The following is an 18,379-nucleotide window of genomic DNA, read 5'->3' as shown; positions in this document are numbered from 1 at the left end:
CACAGAAGCAGTTGTAAAGGAACGGATCGGTTGAAAACTCAGACGGCCCAGCGCACGTCGGTCGGTCGCGTGAGACGGCCGGGTTCGGGCAAGCCGTACGGGTCAAACGGCTCATACGCGCGATGCGCCCGCGTGTCGTCGTTCGGCGCGTTTTTCAGCACCCGTTGCAGCACGTGGTCTTCGAGCGCGGCGAAGCCCGCCGACGCTCGCGCGCGCGGACGCGCGAGCGCGACCGGCTGATCGAGCGCGATGCTGCCCTCCTCGATCAGCAGAATCCGGTCACCCAGCGCGACGGCTTCGTGCACGTCGTGCGTGACGAGTAGCGCGGTGAAGCGATGCTCGCGCCACAGTCTTTCGATCAGCGTATGCATTTCGATGCGCGTCAACGCATCGAGCGCGCCGAGCGGCTCGTCGAGCAACAGCAATTGCGGACGATGCACGAGCGCCCGCGCGAGCGCGACACGCTGCCGCTGCCCACCCGATAGTTGCGCGGGCCAGTCGTTCGCACGTTCGAGGAGGCCGACTTCGGCGAGCACCGCGCGCGCATCGTCGCGCGCGCCGCGCCCGAGGCCGAGCATTACGTTTTGCAGCACGCTTTTCCACGGCAGCAGACGCGCGTCCTGAAACATGATGCGGGTATCGAGCGGACCGCCGTTGCCGGCGCGTTTTTCGAGCACGCCCGAGCTGGCTTCTTCGAGGCCCGCGACGAGCCGCAGCAAGGTCGACTTGCCGCAGCCGCTGCGGCCGACGATCGCGACGAAGCTGCCTCGCTCGATCGACAGATCGAAGCCCGACAGCACCTCGCGCTCGCCATAGCGTTTGCCGACGCCGCGCAATTGCACGGCGTAGTCGCTGGCGCGGCTTGCGTCGCTGCGCGCCAGCGAGGTAGCGGGTTGCAAGCCGGGTTGCAAGCCGCGATGCAAGCCGCGATGCGTCGCGGCCGTCCCGTCCCGTTCAACCTCCGCAGCATCGGTCGTGTCGCGATCCGCGCGCCGCGGCTGCGCGAGTTCGGCCTCGAGATCGCTGCCGGCGATGCCGCCGAATGTCGTCGATAGCGTCGTTGCATTCATGCTTTTGCTCCTTGCTGATAGGCGGGATGCCAGCGCAGCGACACACGCTCGAGGCTCTTCGCGAGCATGTCCGCGAGTTTGCCGAGCGCCGCGTACAGCAGAATGCCGACCACCACCACATCGGTTTGCAGGAATTCGCGCGCGTTCATCGTCATGTAGCCGATGCCCGATTGCGCGGAAATGGTCTCGGCGACGATCAGCGTGACCCACATCAGACCGAACGCGAAGCGCACGCCGACCAGAATCGACGGCAGCGCGCCCGGCAGAATCACATGGCGGTACAGCGAGAAACCGTTGACGCCATAGCTGCGCGCCATCTCGATCAGGTTCGCATCGACCGACCGGATGCCGTGGAACGTGTTCACGTAGACCGGGAAAAACACCCCGAGCGCGACGAGGAACACCTTCGCTTCTTCCTCGATGCCGAACCACAGGATCACGAGCGGGATCATCGCGAGCGCGGGGATGTTGCGGATCATCTGCACCGTCGAGTCGAGCACGATTTCCGCAGGTTTGAAGAGACCCGTCGCGAGTCCGAGCACGAGACCGATGCCCCCGCCGATCGCGAAGCCCGACACCGCGCGCCATGTGCTGACCTTCACGTCGGCCCACATTTCGCCGGACTGGATCAGCGACCATGCGGCCTTCACGACCGCGAGCGGCTCGGGCAGCACGCGCGTCGACAGCGCGCCGCTGCGCGCGGCGATTTCCCACGCGAGCAGGATCGCGATCGGCGCCAGCCACGGCAGAAAGTGCGCGCCGAAGCGGCGCAGCGCCGCAGCGCGCGTCGCATGCGCGGGCTGCGGAGTTGCCCCCGTTGCCGCGCTCAAAGTAGTGTCACTCATGTTGGCTTTTCTCCATGCCTGTCGATCGTCGCGCGTGTGTCGCGCAACCCATGCTGCGCGTGCGCTCAGCTTGCGCTCGCCGCCGTCGGCAGATAGCTGGTTCCGACGATTTCCCCGAACGGCCCCGACAGCGGCCCATTGGCGAGCCTGGTCGTTCGTTGCGGCAGCAGCGGGAAAAACGAGTTCGGCGAAACGATAGGATTCCTCCAGGTGGGGATAGCCCGACAGGATGAAGGTCTCGACGCCGAGCGCCGCGTACTCCTTCATGCGCGCGGCCACCTGCTGCGGACTGCCGACCAGCGCGGTGCCCGCGCCGCCGCGCACGAGCCCGACACCCGCCCACAGGTTCGGATAGACTTCGAGCTGCTCACGCCCGCCGCGCTTGCCGCCGTGCAGCGCGGCCATGCGGCGCTGCCCTTCCGAATCCATCTTCGCGAACGAGGCCTGCGCACGCGCGACCGTGTCGTCGTCGAGCTTGCTGATCAGCTTGTCGGCCGCGGCCCACGCTTCGTCCTCGGTCTCGCGCACGATCACGTGCAGACGGATGCCGAAGCGGATCTGCCGGCCGCGCGCCGCGGCGCGTGCGCGAATGTCGGCGATTTTCTTCGCGACCGCTTCGGGCGGCTCGCCCCACGTCAGATAGGTGTCGATGTGCTCGGCCGCGATATCGTGCGCGGCCGCTGACGAGCCGCCGAACCACAGCGGCGGATGCGGGTTCTGCACCGGCGGATACAGCGCCTTGCCGCCCTTCGACTGCAGATGCTCGCCGTCGAAATCGATCGCTTCGTTGCTGTGCGACGCCGCGAGCAGCTTGCGCCAGATATGCAGGAATTCGTCGGTGATTTCGTAGCGCGCGTCGTGATCGACGAACACGCCGTCGCCGGCCAATTCAGCCGCGTCGCCGCCCGTCACCACGTTGATCAACAGACGCCCGTTCGACAGCCGGTCGAACGTCGCCGCCATGCGCGCGGCGAGCCCCGGCGACGACAGCCCAGGGCGAATCGCGACGAGGAACTTCAGCCGCTGCGTCGCGGCAATCAGGCTCGACGCGACGACCCAGGCGTCCTCGCACGAGCGGCCGGTCGGCAGCAGCACGCCCTCGTAGCCGAGCGTATCGGCGGCGACGGCGATCTGCCGGAAGTAATCGTAATCGGCTGCGCGTGCGCCTTGGGACGTACCGAGATAGCGGCTGTCGCCGTGAGTCGGAATGAACCAGAACACATTCATGTGGTTGCTCCTGCCTATGCTTGACGGAATGAAAACGGTGCGCGCGAGCGCCGGCCACGCGCATCGAGCCGGCAACCGGCAAGGCGCTGCGACGTGTCAAAGGATTGAAAAACGGACGATGGACTCAGGCCATCAACGTGCGCGTGATGCGCTCGATTCAACGGATGACGGCGACACCCGCGCCGTCTGTATGAGGGAACAGTCTATGGAGCGGTCCACGGCTTTTGAACGATTTTTTTGAGCTTAGGATTTCCGCTTTCGTGATTTGCCCCGGCGCTCCCGCATACGGTTGTTGCGCTTTATACACGCGGCCCCGGCCGGTCCTACCCCGGTCGATATAATGGCGCTCGTTTCCAATCACCCGGTACAGGTCTTGCGATTCGCGTCGCCCTGTACGTTGCCGGTGCAATGCATGCAAAAAATTATTCTGCCGTTCGTCGCCGGTTTTCTGGCTTCCCTGTTCTTTCGCGAATCGACGCTGGCGCTGATGCACGCCGCCGGCATGATGGATCCCAGCGGTTTTTCGACCGCGCCGTTTCTGCCGCTCGGCCTGCCTGAGTTCATCGCGAACGCAATCTGGAGCGCGTGCTGGGCCGTGCTGATGGCCTGGCTGCTGCGCGTCGCGCCGCACCGGCACGCGCCGTGGGTACCGGCGTTCGTGTTCGGCGGCATCGTGCTGACGGCGGCGAGCGTGTTCGTCGTCGATCCGCTGCGCGGCATCTGGCCGAGCGGCAACATGCTGCCGCGCCTCGCCGTCGGCTTCGCGGCGAATGCGATGTGGGGCTGGGGCGCGCTCGTATTCATGCGCGCGTTCATGGCGAGCGAGGCAGAGGAGTAAGCGCGTCGCGCGGGAATTCGCGCAACGCGTAGATTCGCGCGCGCGGGATCGACAGGCCGCGCGTTCAGCGCGCGTTCTCCCCCGAGAGAGCGGCCAGCGGATGCTCGTTGGCCGGCCACGGGCTCTCGAACATCTTCTCCACGTAGGCGCGCTCGACGTCCTCGATGCGCGCGAAACGCCAACGCGGCGCATTGTCCTTGTCGATGAGGCGCGCGCGTATGCCTTCCACCGTATCGCCGAGCAGGAAGCTCGAGCGCGTCAGATCGAGATCGACGCGCAGCACGTCGGCCATCGACCCTTCCGCGCGCGTGACCACTTCGAGCGAGACCGCCATCGACAGCGGCGAGCGCTCGCGCAGCACCGCGATCGTCTGTTCGGCCCACTCCGCGGCGTCGCCGCCGCGCTCGCGTTCCTGTTCGAGCGACGCGAGTATCCGAACCACGTCGGGCAGCGCGAAATGCCGGTCGATCAACGTCCGCGCCTTCGCCAGCACGCTGTCCTCGGGACGCGGCGCGACCTCATACGCGAGCGTCTCGCGCTTGACGCACGCGAGCACATCCGCGCCGCGCTCGAACCGTTCGCGGCGCAACGTATCGATGAGCGCGGGCAACGCCGCGTCGTCGATGTAGGCATCGGCGAGGCCCGCGTACAGTGCGTCGGCCGCGCCGAGCGTGTCGCCGGTTACCGCCAGATAGCGGCCGATCGCGCCCGGCGTGCGCGCGAGAAACCAGCTCGCGCCGACGTCGGGAAACAGGCCGATGCGCGTTTCAGGCATCGCCATCTTCGTCGATTGGGTGACGAGGCGCAGGCCGCCGGTGCGATGCGCGCCCTGCGAAATGCCCATGCCGCCGCCCATCACAATGCCGTTCATCAACGCGATATACGGCTTCGGGTACACGAAGATCGCGTGATTGAGGCGGTATTCCTCGCTGAAAAACGTGTCGCGCGCCTGCTGGTCGCCGCGTTGCGCCGCCTCGTACATGAAGCGGATGTCGCCGCCCGCGCAGAACGCGCGCGCGTGCTGGCTGCGCACCACGACGGCGAGCACCTCGGGGTCCTCGCGCCACTGGTCGAGCGCCGCATGGATCGCGCGGATCATGCCGGTCGACAGCGCGTTCAGCGCTTTCGGCCGCTCCAGTTCGATGAAACCGATGCGGTTGGCTACGTGGGTCGCGATTTCGTCGCTAACGGCGGGCGAGGCGGAGGTGGACATGGAGAGCTGCGCGGCGGCGCTGGATGACGTGGAACTGAACGTTATCACGGCCCTGCCGCTTTGCGTTTGGCGGCAGGCTCGGGGGCCGTGTCCGCGGAGCCGGCGGAGGAGCGATGGTGCCGAGCGGCGGTTTTTTTGCCGCGGACGGCGGCGCTGGTCGAAGCGCCAGCCCGTACGGCCTGCGGCTCGCCGAGCCACGCGTCGAGCGTCACGCCGACCAGCGTGTCGAGCGGCGCACTCGGAAACACCGGGCACGTGAGATTCAGCGCGACAATGCCATGCAGACTCGCCCACAACGCCTCGGCCCAGACAGTCGGGTCCATCGATGCGACCGACGCCGATACACGCCCCGATACTCGCAACTCGTCGAGCGCAGCGATCATGATCTGCAGCGCGGCGTCGCCGGAGTCGTCGTCTTTGCCAACGCCAGGCGCGCGCCCCAGCGCCGCGCCCGTATAGCTCGGATCCTCCATGAAAATCAGCCGATACGTTTCCGGATGCTCGACGCCGAACGCGACGTACGCGCGCCCGAGCGCCTTCAGCCGCTCGACGGGATCGGCGATTTGCACGAGCGGCACGAACGTCGCGAGCAACTGCGCGTAACCTTCCGCGCACATGGCCCGCGCGATGTCATCGCGACTCTCGAAATGCAGATACAACGTGGCGGGCGAATATTCGATCGCGTCGGCGATCTTGCGCATCGACAGCGCGGCAAAACCCTCGCGCACGACGATGCGCCGCGCGGCATCGAGGATGCGTTCGCGCAGCGCCTGTTTCTGGCGGTTTTTTCGTTCGGCGATTCCCATGATTCGCAATTTTCAGGTTGACAAACTGAAAAGTCAAATTAAACTGAACACCGTTTAATGAACGATGTTCAGTAAGTTTTCATCTGTCAAATTCCGCAGTCACCAAATTACGCGGCGGCGTCGCGCCGCCCTGTCAGGGAGTCGTCATGCAAGCCATGGGAAAGGTCGGTTTGTTCGGTGCCGCTGGCGCGGCGGGGCAAAGCATCGCGGCGGCGCTTGGCGTGGCGGGCTGCGACTATCGGGTGGTCGGCCGCTCGCGCGAGGCGCTGCAACGCACCTTCGGTGACGACCCGCACGCGGAAATCGTCACCTGGAACCCCGACGACCCCGCCTCGGTCTGCGCCGCGGCCGCCGGTCTGCAGACCGTGATCTACCTCGTCGGCGTGCCGTACCACCAGTTCGCGCAACACCCGCCGTTGATGGAGAAAACGCTGGCCGGCGTGACGGCGGCGGGCGTCGAACGCTTGATTCTGATCGGCACCGTGTACCCGTATGGCCGCGCGCGCGGCAACCCGATCCGCGAAGACCATCCGCGCGAGCCGCACACGTTCAAGGGCCGCATGCGGCTCGAACAGGAAAAGCGGGTACTAGCCGCGCATGGCCACAAAGGTCTCCAAACGCTGGTCTTGCGACTGCCCGATTTTTACGGACCGGGGGTTGAGCGCAGTCTGTTGCACGGTGTCTTCGTCGGCGCCGCTACGGCCAGGCGCGCGCAGGTGCTGGGTCCCATCGACGTACCGCATGAATTCATCTATCTGCCGGATCTCGGTCCAGTGGTCGAACGACTGATGCGCACGCCCGAGGCCTACGGACGATGGTGGCATCTCGCGGGCGCCGGCACGATCACGCAGCGCGAGGTGGCGCGCGAGGCGCACGCGCTCGCGGGCCGCAAGCCGAAGCTGATGGTGGCCGGCAAGGGCATGCTGCGCGTGCTCGGGCTGTTCAATCCGCTGATGCGCGAACTCGTCGAGATGAACTATCTGATGACGGAGCCAGTCGTGCTCGATGATACGGCGCTGGCGAATTTGATCGGGCCGCTCGGCAAAACGTCATATCAGGAAGGGATCCGGCGGTGCTTCGAAGCGGCGCGCGAGACAGTGCCGGCACGCGGGGTGAATTAGCGGCAAGCTGTGGCAATGCGTGGGTGAGAGGAAGTCACACTGCCACCCGCCCCGGCGGAAAGTGGCCACTCTTGAGCAGCACGGGCGTGCCGTTGCTGATCTGCAAATGCTCGCGCGCGACGGCCTCGATGCATGGGCGCCCCGCATCGAACGCGCGCAGCCAGCCTTCGAGGTCTTCGCTGTAAGCGCCGAAATGATCCTCGAGCGCTTCCACCGAGATCGCGCACGGCACCGGTTCACCGTCCACCAGGGCGGAAAAGACGACGGTCAGGTTCGAGTCGCGGTAAGCCGGCGCGTCTGCGAGAAAACGGATTTCCATGGTCGCTTCGTCAGAAGGTGGCGGCGGGAACGTAATCCGCGCGAAAGGCCGCTGCGTACCACCGATCCTCGCGGGTCCCGCTATGGTACTCGCGCCGCCGGATCACGGTCCAGCGCGCGCGGACGCCTGATCGCGGCCAACGCGCGCTGCTCTCGCGAGCGCTTCGGCCGGCCCTTTGCGGGGGATTCGCCGACGCGCTCACTGCCCGTCCAGCAATCGGTCGACATACTCGCGCGCCGCCCGTTCGACGAACGCGAGCGCCTCTTCTTCGCTGCCGAACCGTTGCCGGTCGCCGAGTTCCAGCAGCGTTTCCATCCGATGCGGATCGTCCGGGCCGAGTTCGGCGAGGCTGACCGTGCCGACGTAAGTACCATCCGCTTTGGCGTGCGCGTCGCGCGAGGTTCCCGACGTGCTGCCCCCTGGCACGAGGCGCGCGGCGGCGCTGATGTAATAGCCGCGATAAGGGCCACTGACCCGTTCAGCCATCTTCGTCCTCCACTTTACGGTTGGGAAGTTGGCGCCAGTCGCAACGGCGCCGCCTTGATGCTTCAGCATGCGGCGCGCCGCTGTCCCGGGAGTGCGAGCGGGCCGCCCCATTACGATAAGGCGCGTCCCGGCGCGATAAGTTCTGCCGCGCGACGCGCCCTCGCACCGCTGTGGAACCGCGCCGCAGTTCGGCCGCGCGCGCCGGTCGAAGCGCCCAGACCGGCATGCTCCATGCTGTCGCATTGGTACCTGTTACGACGTCATTTCGAGCCCAGCGAGCACAATATGGGAAAATATTTTCTGCAGAATCACGAACTGCCCGAGCCGGATGCGGCGAACCACTGGTTTGAGTACGCCGAAAGTCACGGCATCGACATCCCGAAAGCGATCAGCATCTGGGAGGACGCGGCCACTGAAGAAGGCGCGGAAGCCCGGCGGCTCGTCAGTGCGGCGGGCATCAAGGTCGAAGCGACCTGACCCGTGGCCCGCCATCGCGTTCCGCAACAGCCGACCACGGCCGCGCCAGCCCGGCAGACCCCTCTATCTGAATGAAAGGACACAACACGATGCAATTCACGACGCAACCGCGGCGCGCCGGCCGATTCCCCCGCCTTCGATCCAGCGCCGCGCTTGCCCTCGTGCGTCGCGCGTCGCTGTCGGCCGCCGCGCTGCTGCTCGCCGCGGGACTGGGCGGCTGCGCGTCGTCGAACACGACCACGCTGATCAATCTGCCGAATGGCCAGACCGGCTTCGCGGTCAACTGCAGCGGCGCCGACGCCGGCTCGAGCTGGGCCTCGTGCTACGTGCAAGCGGGTAAGGCCTGCGGCGCAACCGGCTACGACATCGTGTCGAAAGATAACGACGAAGGCGGCACCGCCGGAGGTAGCGTCACGAACGTGGTGTCCGCCAATGTGAAAAACCGCTCGATGATCGTGCGCTGCAAGTAAGCCGATTTCCTTGCTGCCGGCAATGACGAGCAGCGCATACGGGGAGCACACGCATCGCGTCAGCTCTTCGCGAGCGCGAGCTTGCCGTAGTCGTGACCCAGATGCGCGCACAGCGCTTCGACCACGAGTTCATGATCGGCGCGCTGCGGCAAACCGGACACCGTGATCGAACCGATCACACCCGCGCCTGCCACCGTCAGCGGGAACGCGCCGCCGTGCGATGCGTACTCGGTGGCCGGCAGGCCGTGCTTGTCGACGAGCGTTGCGCCCGCGAGCTGCATTTTCAGACCGATCGCGTACGAGCTGCGGCGAAAATGCGCGACGGTGTTGCCCTTGCGGCGCGCCCAGTCGACGTTGTCGGGCGTCGCGCCGTCGAGCAGGCTGAAGAACAGCGGCTGGCCGAACGTGCGCACGTCGATCGCGGCGGCAATGCCGCGCGCTTTCGCGACCTCGTGCAGATATGCGCCGACTTGCCACGCGCGGTCGGCATCGAAGCGGGGAAACACGAGGGTCTTTTCCTGAATGGCGATGATCTGCAGATCGTGAGCGATATCCATGAGGTTCAGAACGGGTCGGAGGATCAGAGTCGAAGGGGCCGCCGTCGTGACGATCGGGCGAGCCGCGCGGAGGTTTGAATTCTAGCGCAGCGTCTTCTAGCGCAGCGTCCGCGCGCGGCTTTCCGAAGCTTTGTCGAGAAGTGACGTCGCGCGGGCGGGCAAAGCGCAATGAAGCCAATCCTTACATGGCTATTGCGCTGGCTGTCTGGCTGGTCTATAATTTTTTCTTCGACGGACGCGGGGTGGAGCAGTCTGGCAGCTCGTCGGGCTCATAACCCGAAGGTCGTAGGTTCAAATCCTACCCCCGCAACCAAAACGAAATCATTGAAGGGTTACAACGCATTGGCGTGTAACCCTTTTTTGTTTTTGTGGCCTGGCATACCGCAACCCGGCCGCAACCCGGCAATCCGAACTGGCCTCGTCTTGTCGCGCCGCCGGTGCCTCAGTAATCCCCCGCCCCGGTGATAAACTCCTATCACCCTTTCTCGTCCCCTTTCCAATGAAATTCTGTTCTGTCTGCGGCCACGGCGTCAGTCTGAGCATTCCGCCGGGCGACAATCGCGAGCGCTTCGTATGCGGCAGTTGCGGCACCGTGCATTATCAGAATCCGCGTAACGTGGTCGGCACCGTTCCGGTGTGGGACGACAAAGTGCTGCTGTGCCGTCGCGCCATCGAGCCGCGCTACGGTTACTGGACGCTGCCCGCCGGCTTCATGGAAATGGGAGAAACGACGGCCGAAGCCGCCTCGCGCGAAACGCTCGAGGAAGCCGGCGCGCGCGTCGAGGTGCAGAACCTGTTTTCGCTGCTGAACGTGCCGCACGTGCACCAGGTGCACCTGTTCTACATGGCGCGGCTGCTCGATCTCGACGTCGCCGCCGGCGAGGAAAGCCTCGAAGTGAAGCTCTTCGAGGAGCACGAGATTCCGTGGGACGAGATCGCGTTTCCGACCGTTGGCCAGACGCTGCGCTTTTTTTTCGCCGACCGGGCGGCCGGCAGTTTCGGCCTGCATACCGGCGACATCTTCCGCTCCCTGCGCGAAGGTTGAGCGGCGCGCATGGTTCCCTGGCTCGGAGCTGACGATCCGTTTCCGCCCGTCGAGCGCGCGCTCGGCGCCGCGAGCGGCGCACCCGGTCTGCTCGCGGCGAGCGGCGATCTGCTGCCGTCGCGCCTCATCGACGCTTACCGGCGCGGCATTTTCCCGTGGTATTCGGACGGCCAGCCGGTGTTGTGGTGGAGCCCCGATCCGCGCATGATCCTGCGCCCCGCCGAGTTCAAACTGTCACCATCGCTGCGCAAGACCCTCAAGCGCGTGTTGCGCGAAGACGCGTGGGAAATCCGCGTCGATCAAGATTTCGCCGCCGTGATGCGCGCGTGCGCACAGGCGCCGCGCCGCGGCCAACGCGGCACGTGGATCACCGCCGAGGTCGTCGAAGCCTATTCGTCGCTGCACCGCCTGGGCGACGCGCACAGCATCGAAACCTGGTTCGAGGACAAGCGTGTCGGGGGTTTGTATGGCGTGTCGCTCGGCCGGATGTTCTTCGGCGAATCAATGTATACCGACGTCACCGACGGCTCGAAAATGGCGCTGGCCGCGCTGGTCGGCCACTTGCGACGTCACGAAATAGAAATGATAGACTGCCAGCAGAACACGTCGCATCTGGCGTCGCTCGGCGGCCGCGAGATAGCGCGCAAGGCGTTCGTCGCGCATGTTCGCGCGTCTGTCGGCGCACCGGCCATCCCGTGGCGCTTCGACAAGACCGCCCTGCTCGACGTCCTCGCGCGGGCGGCGTAGGAAAAATCAGGCCGAATCCGGTCCGCCGCCCATCGAATGGCGGCATCAACCGCCGGGCGCGCCGGGTTTGCATTACCAGAGACGCTTCGAGAGCTGCCAACGTGACTCATCCCAATGAGCTGCCTCTTTCTCCGCTTTCCGCGCTGCAATTTTATGCAACGGCGCCCTATCCCTGCAGTTACCTGGACGGCCGCATCGCGCGCTCGCAGGTCGCCACGCCCAGTCACCTGATCAATTCGGACGTCTACACGGAGCTCGTCAAGGCAGGCTTCCGGCGCTCGGGCGTGTTCACTTACCGCCCGTATTGCGACGGCTGCCGCGCGTGCGTGCCGGTGCGCGTGCCGGTCGAGCGTTTTCAGCCGAACCGCACGCAGCGTCGTGTATGGAGAAAGCACGGCGACCTGATTGCGACCGTCGCGCCGCTGCACTACGACGAGGAGCATTACGCGCTGTATATGCGCTACCAGTCGGCGCGCCACGCGGGCGGCGGCATGGATCGCGACAGCCGCGACCAGTACGAGCAATTCCTGCTGCAAAGCCGGATCAACTCGCGGCTCGTCGAGTTTCGCGAGCCGGCGACGCTGCGGCCCGAAGATGGGCGCCCCGATGCGCAAGGCGCGTTGCGCATGATCAGCATGATCGATATCCTCGGCGACGGGTTGTCGTCGGTGTACACGTTCTTCGAGCCGAGCCTGCCGCACGCGAGCTTCGGCACCTACAACATCTGCTGGCAGATCGAGCAGGCGCGCAGCCTGAACCTGCCGTACGTGTATCTCGGCTACTGGATTCGCGAAAGCCCGAAAATGGCCTATAAGGCGAATTTCCGGCCGCTAGAAGGCTTGATCGACGGCGCGTGGCGCGTGCTCGATCCGGCCAGCATCGAGCTGCCGCCGGTCGATTTCGCGATGCATGGGCGACGCGGGCCGCTCAGGCCGTAGTCGACGCATCGTCGAGTCGCGGTCATCGCCAGCAACGCCCTACCAGTCTCATCAAAGCCCAAAGCCGGTAAAATAGCGGGTTACCATTTTCCGGCCGTCCGGCCTCATCCCGTGCTCAGTTCCCTTTATCCGCTCGTTCGCGCCCAACTCTTTCGCATGGACGCGGAAGACGCTCATCATCTGACCTTGCGCATGCTCGGCGCCGCCGGCCGCACCGGCCTCGCCGGCGCGCTCGCGGCGCGCGTGCCGGATGCGCCGCGTACCGTGATGGGCCTCACGTTCCGCAACCCGGTCGGACTCGCCGCGGGTCTCGACAAGGACGGCGCATGCATCGACGGTCTGGCGGCGCTCGGTTTCGGCTTCATCGAAGTGGGCACTGTGACGCCTCGCGCGCAGCCGGGCAATCCGCGCCCGCGCATGTTCCGGCTGCCGCAGGCGAACGCGGTGATCAACCGGATGGGCTTCAATAACGCCGGCGTCGATCAGTTCGTGAAGAACGTCCAGGCCGCGCGCTATCGCGGCATTCTCGGTCTGAACATCGGCAAGAACGCCGACACGCCGATCGAGCGCGCCGCTGAAGACTACCTGTACTGCCTGGAGCGCGTGTATCCGTTCGCAAGCTACGTGACGGTCAACATCTCGTCGCCGAACACGAAAAACCTGCGCCAGCTGCAAGGCGCCGACGAACTCGACGCGCTGCTCGCCGCGCTGAAGGACAAGCAGCAACGGCTCGCCGATCTGCACGGCAAGCTCGTGCCGCTCACGCTGAAGATCGCGCCGGATCTCGACGACGAGCAGATCAAGTCGATCGCCGACACCTTGCTGCGCCACCAATTCGACGGCGTGATCGCGACCAACACGACGCTGTCGCGCACCGCCGTCACCGGCATGCAGCACGGCGACGAAGCGGGGGGCCTGTCGGGCAAGCCGGTGTTCGACGCGTCGAACGCGGTGATCCGCAAGCTGCGCACCGAAGTCGGCGAGGCGGTGCCGATCATCGGCGTCGGCGGCATTTTCTCGGGCGACGACGCGCGCGCGAAGCTCGCGGCCGGCGCGTCGCTAGTGCAGCTTTATACTGGTTTCATCTACCGCGGTCCGGCGCTCGTCGCCGAATGCGCGCAGGCATTGCGCTAAGTATCCGCGCCGCCGGCGTATATAGACATAAACAAACGGTATTTAGATTGCGATAGTCTCGCTTGCTATGCTCTCGACCGTCAAAACGTCAGACGTACGAAAAGGAACACGATGAAATTTGGCCTGCTGAAAAAGCTCCTCGCCACCGCGCTGATCGGCGCGTCGTTGACCGCCGTTGCCGCGCACGCGGAAGACCTGCTCGACCAGGTCAAGCAACGCGACACGCTGCGCATCGGTCTCGAAGGGACCTTCCCGCCGTTCAACTCGAAAGCGCCGTCGGGCGAGCTGATCGGCTATGACGTCGACATCGCCAAGGCGGTCGCGGCCAAACTCGGCGTGAAGCCGGAGTTCGTCACGACCGAGTGGAGCGGCATCATCGCCGGTCTGCAGGCGGGCAAGTTCGACGTGATCGTCAACCAGGTCGGCATCACCGACGCGCGCAAGCAAACGCTCGACTTCTCGCAGCCGTACACGTACTCGGCCGCACAGCTGATCCAGCGCAAGAACGACACGCGCCAGTTCAACTCGCTCGAAGACCTGAAGGGCAAGAAGCTCGGCGTCGGTCTCGGCACGAACTACATGGACATGGCGAAAGCAGTGCCGGGCATCGACGTGAAGACCTACCCGGGCGCACCCGAATACTTGCGTGATCTGGCCGCCGGCCGGCTCGACGCGGCGTTGAACGACCGGCTGATGCTCGCGTACCTGCTGAAGAACTCGAACCTGCCGCTGCGCACCGGCGCGAACGTCGGTCCGGGCAACCCGTCGGGCATTCCGTTCAGGAAGGGCAACCCTAAGTTCGCGCAGGCGATCGACGACGCGATGACCCAGCTCGAAGCGGACGGCACCTTCACGAAGATCTCGGATAAGTGGTTCGGCATCGACGTCAGCAAGCCGATCAAGTAACGCGCGTGGAGTGAAACGAAGGGCGGCATCGTGCTCGATGCCGCCCTTCGCGTTTTTGGCGCAGCGCGAGGCCCAGGACCCGAACCGCTCGTCGCGTATACCCCAAGCCGCATCGAGCGACCCGCGCCTTAATGCGCGCCAAAGTTTATGATGTGCGCTTTGTGCGCCAATAAGAACACTGCCCATGTCCATCACATCCCTGCTGCTCCAATCGCTGCCGGTGCTCGCACAAGGCGCGCTGCTGACGATCAAGTTCGCGATCCTGTCGATGATCTTCGGCCTGATCGGCGGCGCCGTGCTCGCACTGATGGGCATCAGCCACAGCCGTCCGCTGAACTGGATTGCGCGAGTCTATGTGAGCGTGATGCGCGGCACGCCGCTGCTCGTGCAGATCTTCGTGATTTATTACGGTCTGCCGAGCTTCGGCATATCACTCGATCCGACACCGGCCGGCGTGATCGCGCTGTCGGCGAACGTCGCCGCGTATTTGTCCGAGAGCATGCGCGGCGCGATTCTGGGCATCCACCAGGGCCAGTGGCTCGCCTCGTACAGCCTCGGGCTGTCGCGGCGTCAGACGCTGCGCTACGTGATCGCGCCGCAGGCGCTGCGCATCGCGGTGCCGAGTCTGTCAAACAGCCTGATCAGCCTGATCAAGGACACCTCGCTCGTGTCCGTGATCACGGTGACCGAGTTGCTGCGCAGCGCGCAGGAAATGATCGCGTCGACCTATCAGCCGCTGCCGCTTTATCTTGCTGCCGCGGCCGTGTACTGGGTGCTGTGCCAGGTGCTCGAGTGGGCGCAGCGCTGGTACGAACGGCGTCTGTCGCTGCCGACGCGGCACTGAGCGCCGCCCGCGCGTTGTGGTTCACCGCAGCGGCTCATTCTGCGGCGAACCTGAGTCCGAGCGCTGCGCGCGCCGCGTCGGCCATCGCGATCATCTGTCGCGACGTATCGTGCGGCATCAGCGGACTCTCCAGCACACCCGCGCGAATCAGCTCGCAAAAGTGCGCGGTCTCGTAGTTCAAACCACCGCCTTCGAACGGCTCGTCGAGTTCGACTACGCGGCCATCCGCGTAACGGATCGTCGCGCGCGACGGATTCCACCACGGCTCATGCAGCGTCACGTGGCCGCCTTTGGCCATCAGCAGCGCATCGCCCTTGCCATGCAGATCGAGCCCGCAGAATAGCTGCGCGATCCCGCCGCGCTCATGCTGGCTGTTCAGACTCGCGAACGTATCGACGCCGGTCGCGCCAAGCCGGCCGAAGGTCTGCACGTCGCGCGGCGCGCCGAGCCAGTCCACCGCGAGAAACATCTCGTAGATGCCGATATCGAGCAACGCGCCGCCCGCATGCTCGAACGACAGCGACGGATGATCGTCCGGCACACCCGGCACCGAGCAGCCCGCGCGCACGAGGCCGACCTCGCCGATCGGCTCGGCCGCGAGGTGCTCGCGCAAGCGGGTATAGAGCGGATAGAACGGCGGCTTCATCGCTTCCATGAAGAGCCGTTGAGAAGCGCGCGCGGCTTCGAGCACGCGCTCGAGCTGCGGACCATTGATGCACGCGGGCTTTTCGCACAGCACGTGCAGCCCGGCTTGCATGGCGGCGATCGCGTAGTCGGCGTGGCTGTCCTGCAGCGTCGCGATGTAGAGCGCGTCGATGCCGCTCGCGAGCAGCGCGTCGAAACTGCCGCACACGGCGCCGCCGAATTCGTCGGCGAACGCCCGCGCCGGTTCCACGCGACGCGACCACAGCGCGGCGAGACGCGTCCGCGGCACGTAGGCGAGCCCTTGCGCGAAGCGGCGCGCAATCCGGCCGGTGCCGACGATCCCCCAGCGGATCTCGCGCGATGAAGTGGGGTGCTGCGCTGCCTGATGGCTCGGGCCGGCGGTGGCAGCGTGCGCTGCCGCTGTGGTATCTGTCATCGTGTGTGCAAGGGTCCATGCGGTTCGAAACAGCCGCTATTGTCGCCGATGACGCTCACCGATACGCTCAGCCCGTGCTCACCGCCGCACTTACACCCGCATTCACACCCGCGCAGGCGGCTCGGCGGAAAACCGGCCGCCGAGGTCCTCGGCGGAGTAATCGATCATCGCGAGCGCAGCGATCTCGGCCTCTTTCGGATCACGCCGCTCGATCGCCTCGACGACGCGCTGATGTGATGCGATCGCAGTCTCCCACAGCCCTTCCCGGTCGTGCACGATCGGATTGACGGTCGACAGCGCGCCGCGAATGATCGCCGCCATCTGCTTGAAGAACTGATTGCCGCTCGCGATCACGACACGCGTATGGAACAGCTCGTCGGCTTCCTGATAGCCGGCTTCGGCCGGACGGATCACGCGAAACGCCTCGAACGCCTCGCGAATCGCCGCGACGTCCGCGGCATTGCCGCGCGCCGCCGCCTGCGCCGACGCGCGCGGTTCGATCAGCATGCGAAACTCGATGACGTCACGCAGAAACATCGGATCGGGCTTCGCGCGAAAACGCCAGTTGACGACGTCCTCGTCGATCATGCGCCAGTCGCTCATCGGCCGGATGCGCGTGCCGATCTTCGGCCGCACGTCGAGCATGTCGCGCGCGAGCAGCATCGACAGCGCCTCGCGCATCACGGTGCGGCTCACGTCGAATTCCTTCGACAGCACATCCTGCGGCGGCAGTATCGCGCCGTACTTCTCCTCGACGATGCCGCTGACGAGCCCGTCCATGACTTTGCTCACTAGCGAGCGATCCTTGTTTGCGTGTTCCATGACATATCCCCGAAGCGGTGTTGACCCCGCGTGGCCTGTTAATGAAGGGCCCGTACGTATCGTTGTTATGCAAATAGGATCGTTTTCCGATACGTTGCTAGCTTCGAAACCGATGCGCCAGTGGGACACTTCCTGACAGGGTTATCCCTCTGAAGATTTGTTTCTTTCGTGTAACGCGATCTGTTTCGCCAGGCACAAAGCTCGCCCGTCAAAGCGTGCCTGCGTTGTGGGGTTTAATTCGTGCGCATTCGCACGTTGGTGAGATGAAATTGTCTGATTTGCGCGGACGCGGTCAGACGCCTGCGTGTTCCAGCGAACGAAATCGTCGAAACGCACGGTGTCGTCTTCGCCGGGATAACCGCCCGACTGCACCTCGATGATTTACAGCGGCGTCTTGCCAGGACTGTCGAGCCGATGCGCGACGCCGAGCGGAATGAACGTCGACGGGTTGGTCGACGCATCCCACACCGAGTCCCACGCGCCGACGTTCGACCAGCCCGCGTCGAGCGGCACCGTCACGCCGACGAGACGCGCGTCGGTGCCGATGTGCTGCATCACCGCGGAATCGACCGAGTCGGACGGACACGCGGCGAACGCGTCGCGCGCGACATGCAACGCGCCGGTGTCGTCGACGCTGGCGCCCGCGAATGCGTCCTTGCAGGCCGCGGCGATCAGCGGACGGCACAGGCCGATCGCGTCGAGCCACACCGACGCGCGCACCACGAACATGCCGCTGTTCCACCAGTATTCGCCCGACGCGAAGTAACGCTCGGCCAGTTCGGCATCGGGCTTTTCGACGAAGCGCTCGATCGCCCGCGCGCCCCGCTTGCCCAACGCCGCGGCCGTGCGGATATAGCCGTAGCCGGTCGCCGCGCGCTGCGGCGGCACGCCGAGCGTGACGATCGCGCCGCGCGACGCGTGCGTGAGCGCCTCGTTGAGCGCCGCGCCGAACGCTGCGTGATCGGCGACCAGATGATCGGCGGAAAGCGCGACGAGGATCGGATCGTCGCCGGCCGCGGCCGACGCGCGCGCGGCGAGCGCCGCGACGCTCAGCGCCGGCGCGGTGTTGCGCGCCACCGGTTCGAGCAGCATGCGCACCGGCTTGCGGTACAGCTCGACGCGCTCGAGCGTCGGCAGCCGCAGTTCCTCGGTGCAAACCACCAGCGGCACGGCGGGCGGCGTGGCGCGCGCCGCGTCATGCGCGGCCGGGTCGAATGCGTCGTCGAGCCGGCGCAGCGTCGCTTCGAGCAACGATTGATCGCCCATCAGCCCGATCGGCTGCTTCCGATTGCGTTCGCGCGACAGCGGCCACAGCGTCGTACCGCAGCCGCCGGCGAGAATCACCGGTTGCACGGTCAGTTCGTGCAGCGCGGCGGCGGTCCCGGCCTGCGGCGCGAGCGGATTACCCGGCTCAACGATGCGGTTCATTTCGC

Annotated in this window: 20 protein-coding genes, 1 tRNA gene and 1 pseudogene; 11 read left to right on the top strand and 11 right to left on the bottom strand. The window is 65.7% G+C overall.

The genetic code is table 11. From position 1 onward, the window contains the following. Positions 1–38 precede the first annotated feature (38 nt). The 3 genes and pseudogenes from F6X42_RS22720 to ssuD all read right to left on the bottom strand — a co-directional run bounded on the left by F6X42_RS22720 (position 39) and on the right by ssuD (position 3,142). On the bottom strand, positions 39–1,070 hold the full coding sequence (locus tag F6X42_RS22720) for an ATP-binding cassette domain-containing protein (RefSeq protein WP_187636348.1): 1,032 nt from the start codon (positions 1,068–1,070) through the stop codon (positions 39–41). Then, on the bottom strand, positions 1,067–1,915 hold the full coding sequence (ssuC, locus tag F6X42_RS22715) for an aliphatic sulfonate ABC transporter permease SsuC (RefSeq protein WP_187636347.1): 849 nt from the start codon (positions 1,913–1,915) through the stop codon (positions 1,067–1,069). Before ssuC ends, F6X42_RS22720 begins: the two co-directional genes overlap by 4 nt. A gap of 65 nt (positions 1,916–1,980) precedes the next feature. Then, positions 1,981–3,142: pseudogene (gene ssuD, locus F6X42_RS22710) on the bottom strand (FMNH2-dependent alkanesulfonate monooxygenase). Between the two features lie 412 nt (positions 3,143–3,554). Between ssuD and F6X42_RS22705 the strand changes: the two are divergent. Beyond that, positions 3,555–3,980, top strand: coding sequence for a hypothetical protein (locus F6X42_RS22705; RefSeq protein WP_187636346.1), 426 nt, complete (start codon positions 3,555–3,557; stop codon positions 3,978–3,980). A 64-nt stretch (positions 3,981–4,044) separates the two neighbouring features. Here F6X42_RS22705 and F6X42_RS22700 read toward each other — a convergent pair whose 3' ends face one another. Both F6X42_RS22700 and F6X42_RS22695 read right to left on the bottom strand, forming a co-directional pair. Further along, positions 4,045–5,193 (bottom strand): enoyl-CoA hydratase/isomerase family protein, encoded by a 1,149-nt coding sequence (locus tag F6X42_RS22700; RefSeq protein ID WP_187636345.1) that lies wholly within the window; start codon positions 5,191–5,193, stop codon positions 4,045–4,047. Between the two features lie 44 nt (positions 5,194–5,237). Then, positions 5,238–5,999, bottom strand: a complete 762-nt coding sequence (locus F6X42_RS22695) for a TetR/AcrR family transcriptional regulator (RefSeq protein ID WP_187636344.1) — start codon at positions 5,997–5,999, stop codon at positions 5,238–5,240. A gap of 146 nt (positions 6,000–6,145) precedes the next feature. Here F6X42_RS22695 and F6X42_RS22690 point away from each other — a divergent pair, with 146 nt between their 5' ends. After that, positions 6,146–7,120 carry an NAD-dependent epimerase/dehydratase family protein gene (locus F6X42_RS22690; protein WP_187636343.1) on the top strand — a complete coding sequence of 325 codons (975 nt, stop codon included), beginning with the start codon at positions 6,146–6,148 and terminating at the stop codon, positions 7,118–7,120. A 34-nt stretch (positions 7,121–7,154) separates the two neighbouring features. On the opposite strand, the gene F6X42_RS22685 is transcribed toward F6X42_RS22690, so the two are convergent. Both F6X42_RS22685 and F6X42_RS22680 read right to left on the bottom strand, forming a co-directional pair. Beyond that, positions 7,155–7,439 (bottom strand): DUF1488 family protein, encoded by a 285-nt coding sequence (locus F6X42_RS22685; protein WP_187636342.1) that lies wholly within the window; start codon positions 7,437–7,439, stop codon positions 7,155–7,157. 198 nt (positions 7,440–7,637) lie between these two features. Further along, complete coding sequence (locus tag F6X42_RS22680; protein ID WP_187636341.1) at positions 7,638–7,925, bottom strand: hypothetical protein; 288 nt, start codon at positions 7,923–7,925, stop codon at positions 7,638–7,640. 285 nt (positions 7,926–8,210) lie between these two features. On the opposite strand from F6X42_RS22680, the gene F6X42_RS22675 reads away from it, so the two are divergent. Both F6X42_RS22675 and F6X42_RS22670 read left to right on the top strand, forming a co-directional pair. After that, positions 8,211–8,402, top strand: a complete 192-nt coding sequence (locus F6X42_RS22675; protein WP_187636340.1) for a hypothetical protein — start codon at positions 8,211–8,213, stop codon at positions 8,400–8,402. Positions 8,403–8,491: 89 nt separating this feature from the next. Then, positions 8,492–8,872, top strand: coding sequence for a hypothetical protein (locus F6X42_RS22670; RefSeq protein ID WP_187636339.1), 381 nt, complete (start codon positions 8,492–8,494; stop codon positions 8,870–8,872). Between the two features lie 59 nt (positions 8,873–8,931). Here F6X42_RS22670 and F6X42_RS22665 read toward each other — a convergent pair whose 3' ends face one another. After that, the gene (locus F6X42_RS22665) at positions 8,932–9,429 is read right to left on the bottom strand and encodes a heme-degrading domain-containing protein (protein ID WP_187636338.1); all 498 of its coding nucleotides are present in this window, start codon (positions 9,427–9,429) and stop codon (positions 8,932–8,934) included. 236 nt (positions 9,430–9,665) lie between these two features. Here F6X42_RS22665 and F6X42_RS22660 point away from each other — a divergent pair. From F6X42_RS22660 to F6X42_RS22630, 7 genes are all read left to right on the top strand, one after another. Next, positions 9,666–9,742 (top strand) — tRNA-Met (locus F6X42_RS22660). Between the two features lie 186 nt (positions 9,743–9,928). Continuing rightward, positions 9,929–10,474, top strand: a complete 546-nt coding sequence (locus F6X42_RS22655) for an NUDIX hydrolase (RefSeq protein WP_035494591.1) — start codon at positions 9,929–9,931, stop codon at positions 10,472–10,474. A gap of 9 nt (positions 10,475–10,483) precedes the next feature. Continuing rightward, positions 10,484–11,221, top strand: coding sequence for a leucyl/phenylalanyl-tRNA--protein transferase (gene aat / locus F6X42_RS22650; protein ID WP_187636337.1), 738 nt, complete (start codon positions 10,484–10,486; stop codon positions 11,219–11,221). Between the two features lie 101 nt (positions 11,222–11,322). Continuing rightward, on the top strand, positions 11,323–12,159 hold the full coding sequence (locus F6X42_RS22645) for an arginyltransferase (protein ID WP_187636336.1): 837 nt from the start codon (positions 11,323–11,325) through the stop codon (positions 12,157–12,159). 111 nt (positions 12,160–12,270) lie between these two features. After that, positions 12,271–13,293 (top strand): quinone-dependent dihydroorotate dehydrogenase, encoded by a 1,023-nt coding sequence (locus F6X42_RS22640; protein ID WP_187636335.1) that lies wholly within the window; start codon positions 12,271–12,273, stop codon positions 13,291–13,293. Positions 13,294–13,404: 111 nt separating this feature from the next. Further along, positions 13,405–14,199, top strand: a complete 795-nt coding sequence (locus F6X42_RS22635) for a cystine ABC transporter substrate-binding protein (protein WP_187636334.1) — start codon at positions 13,405–13,407, stop codon at positions 14,197–14,199. A 184-nt stretch (positions 14,200–14,383) separates the two neighbouring features. Beyond that, positions 14,384–15,043: an amino acid ABC transporter permease gene (locus F6X42_RS22630; protein ID WP_187636333.1), complete on the top strand. Its 660-nt coding sequence runs from the start codon at positions 14,384–14,386 to the stop codon at positions 15,041–15,043. A 34-nt stretch (positions 15,044–15,077) separates the two neighbouring features. On the opposite strand, the gene F6X42_RS22625 is transcribed toward F6X42_RS22630, so the two are convergent. The 3 genes from F6X42_RS22625 to F6X42_RS22615 form a co-directional block, all read right to left on the bottom strand. Then, the gene (locus F6X42_RS22625; protein ID WP_222945678.1) at positions 15,078–16,124 is read right to left on the bottom strand and encodes a Gfo/Idh/MocA family protein; all 1,047 of its coding nucleotides are present in this window, start codon (positions 16,122–16,124) and stop codon (positions 15,078–15,080) included. Positions 16,125–16,226: 102 nt separating this feature from the next. Next, positions 16,227–16,946, bottom strand: coding sequence for a FadR/GntR family transcriptional regulator (locus tag F6X42_RS22620; protein ID WP_187636332.1), 720 nt, complete (start codon positions 16,944–16,946; stop codon positions 16,227–16,229). A gap of 381 nt (positions 16,947–17,327) precedes the next feature. After that, complete coding sequence (locus F6X42_RS22615) at positions 17,328–18,374, bottom strand: mannose-1-phosphate guanylyltransferase (protein ID WP_187636331.1); 1,047 nt, start codon at positions 18,372–18,374, stop codon at positions 17,328–17,330. Between the last annotated feature and the right edge of the window lie 5 nt (positions 18,375–18,379).

Source organism: Paraburkholderia podalyriae (genome assembly GCF_014397785.1).
GTDB classification, from domain to species: domain Bacteria; phylum Pseudomonadota; class Gammaproteobacteria; order Burkholderiales; family Burkholderiaceae; genus Paraburkholderia; species Paraburkholderia podalyriae.
The sequence above is the reverse complement of the archived record's forward strand: the minus strand, read 5'-3'. Positions and strand labels throughout refer to the sequence as shown.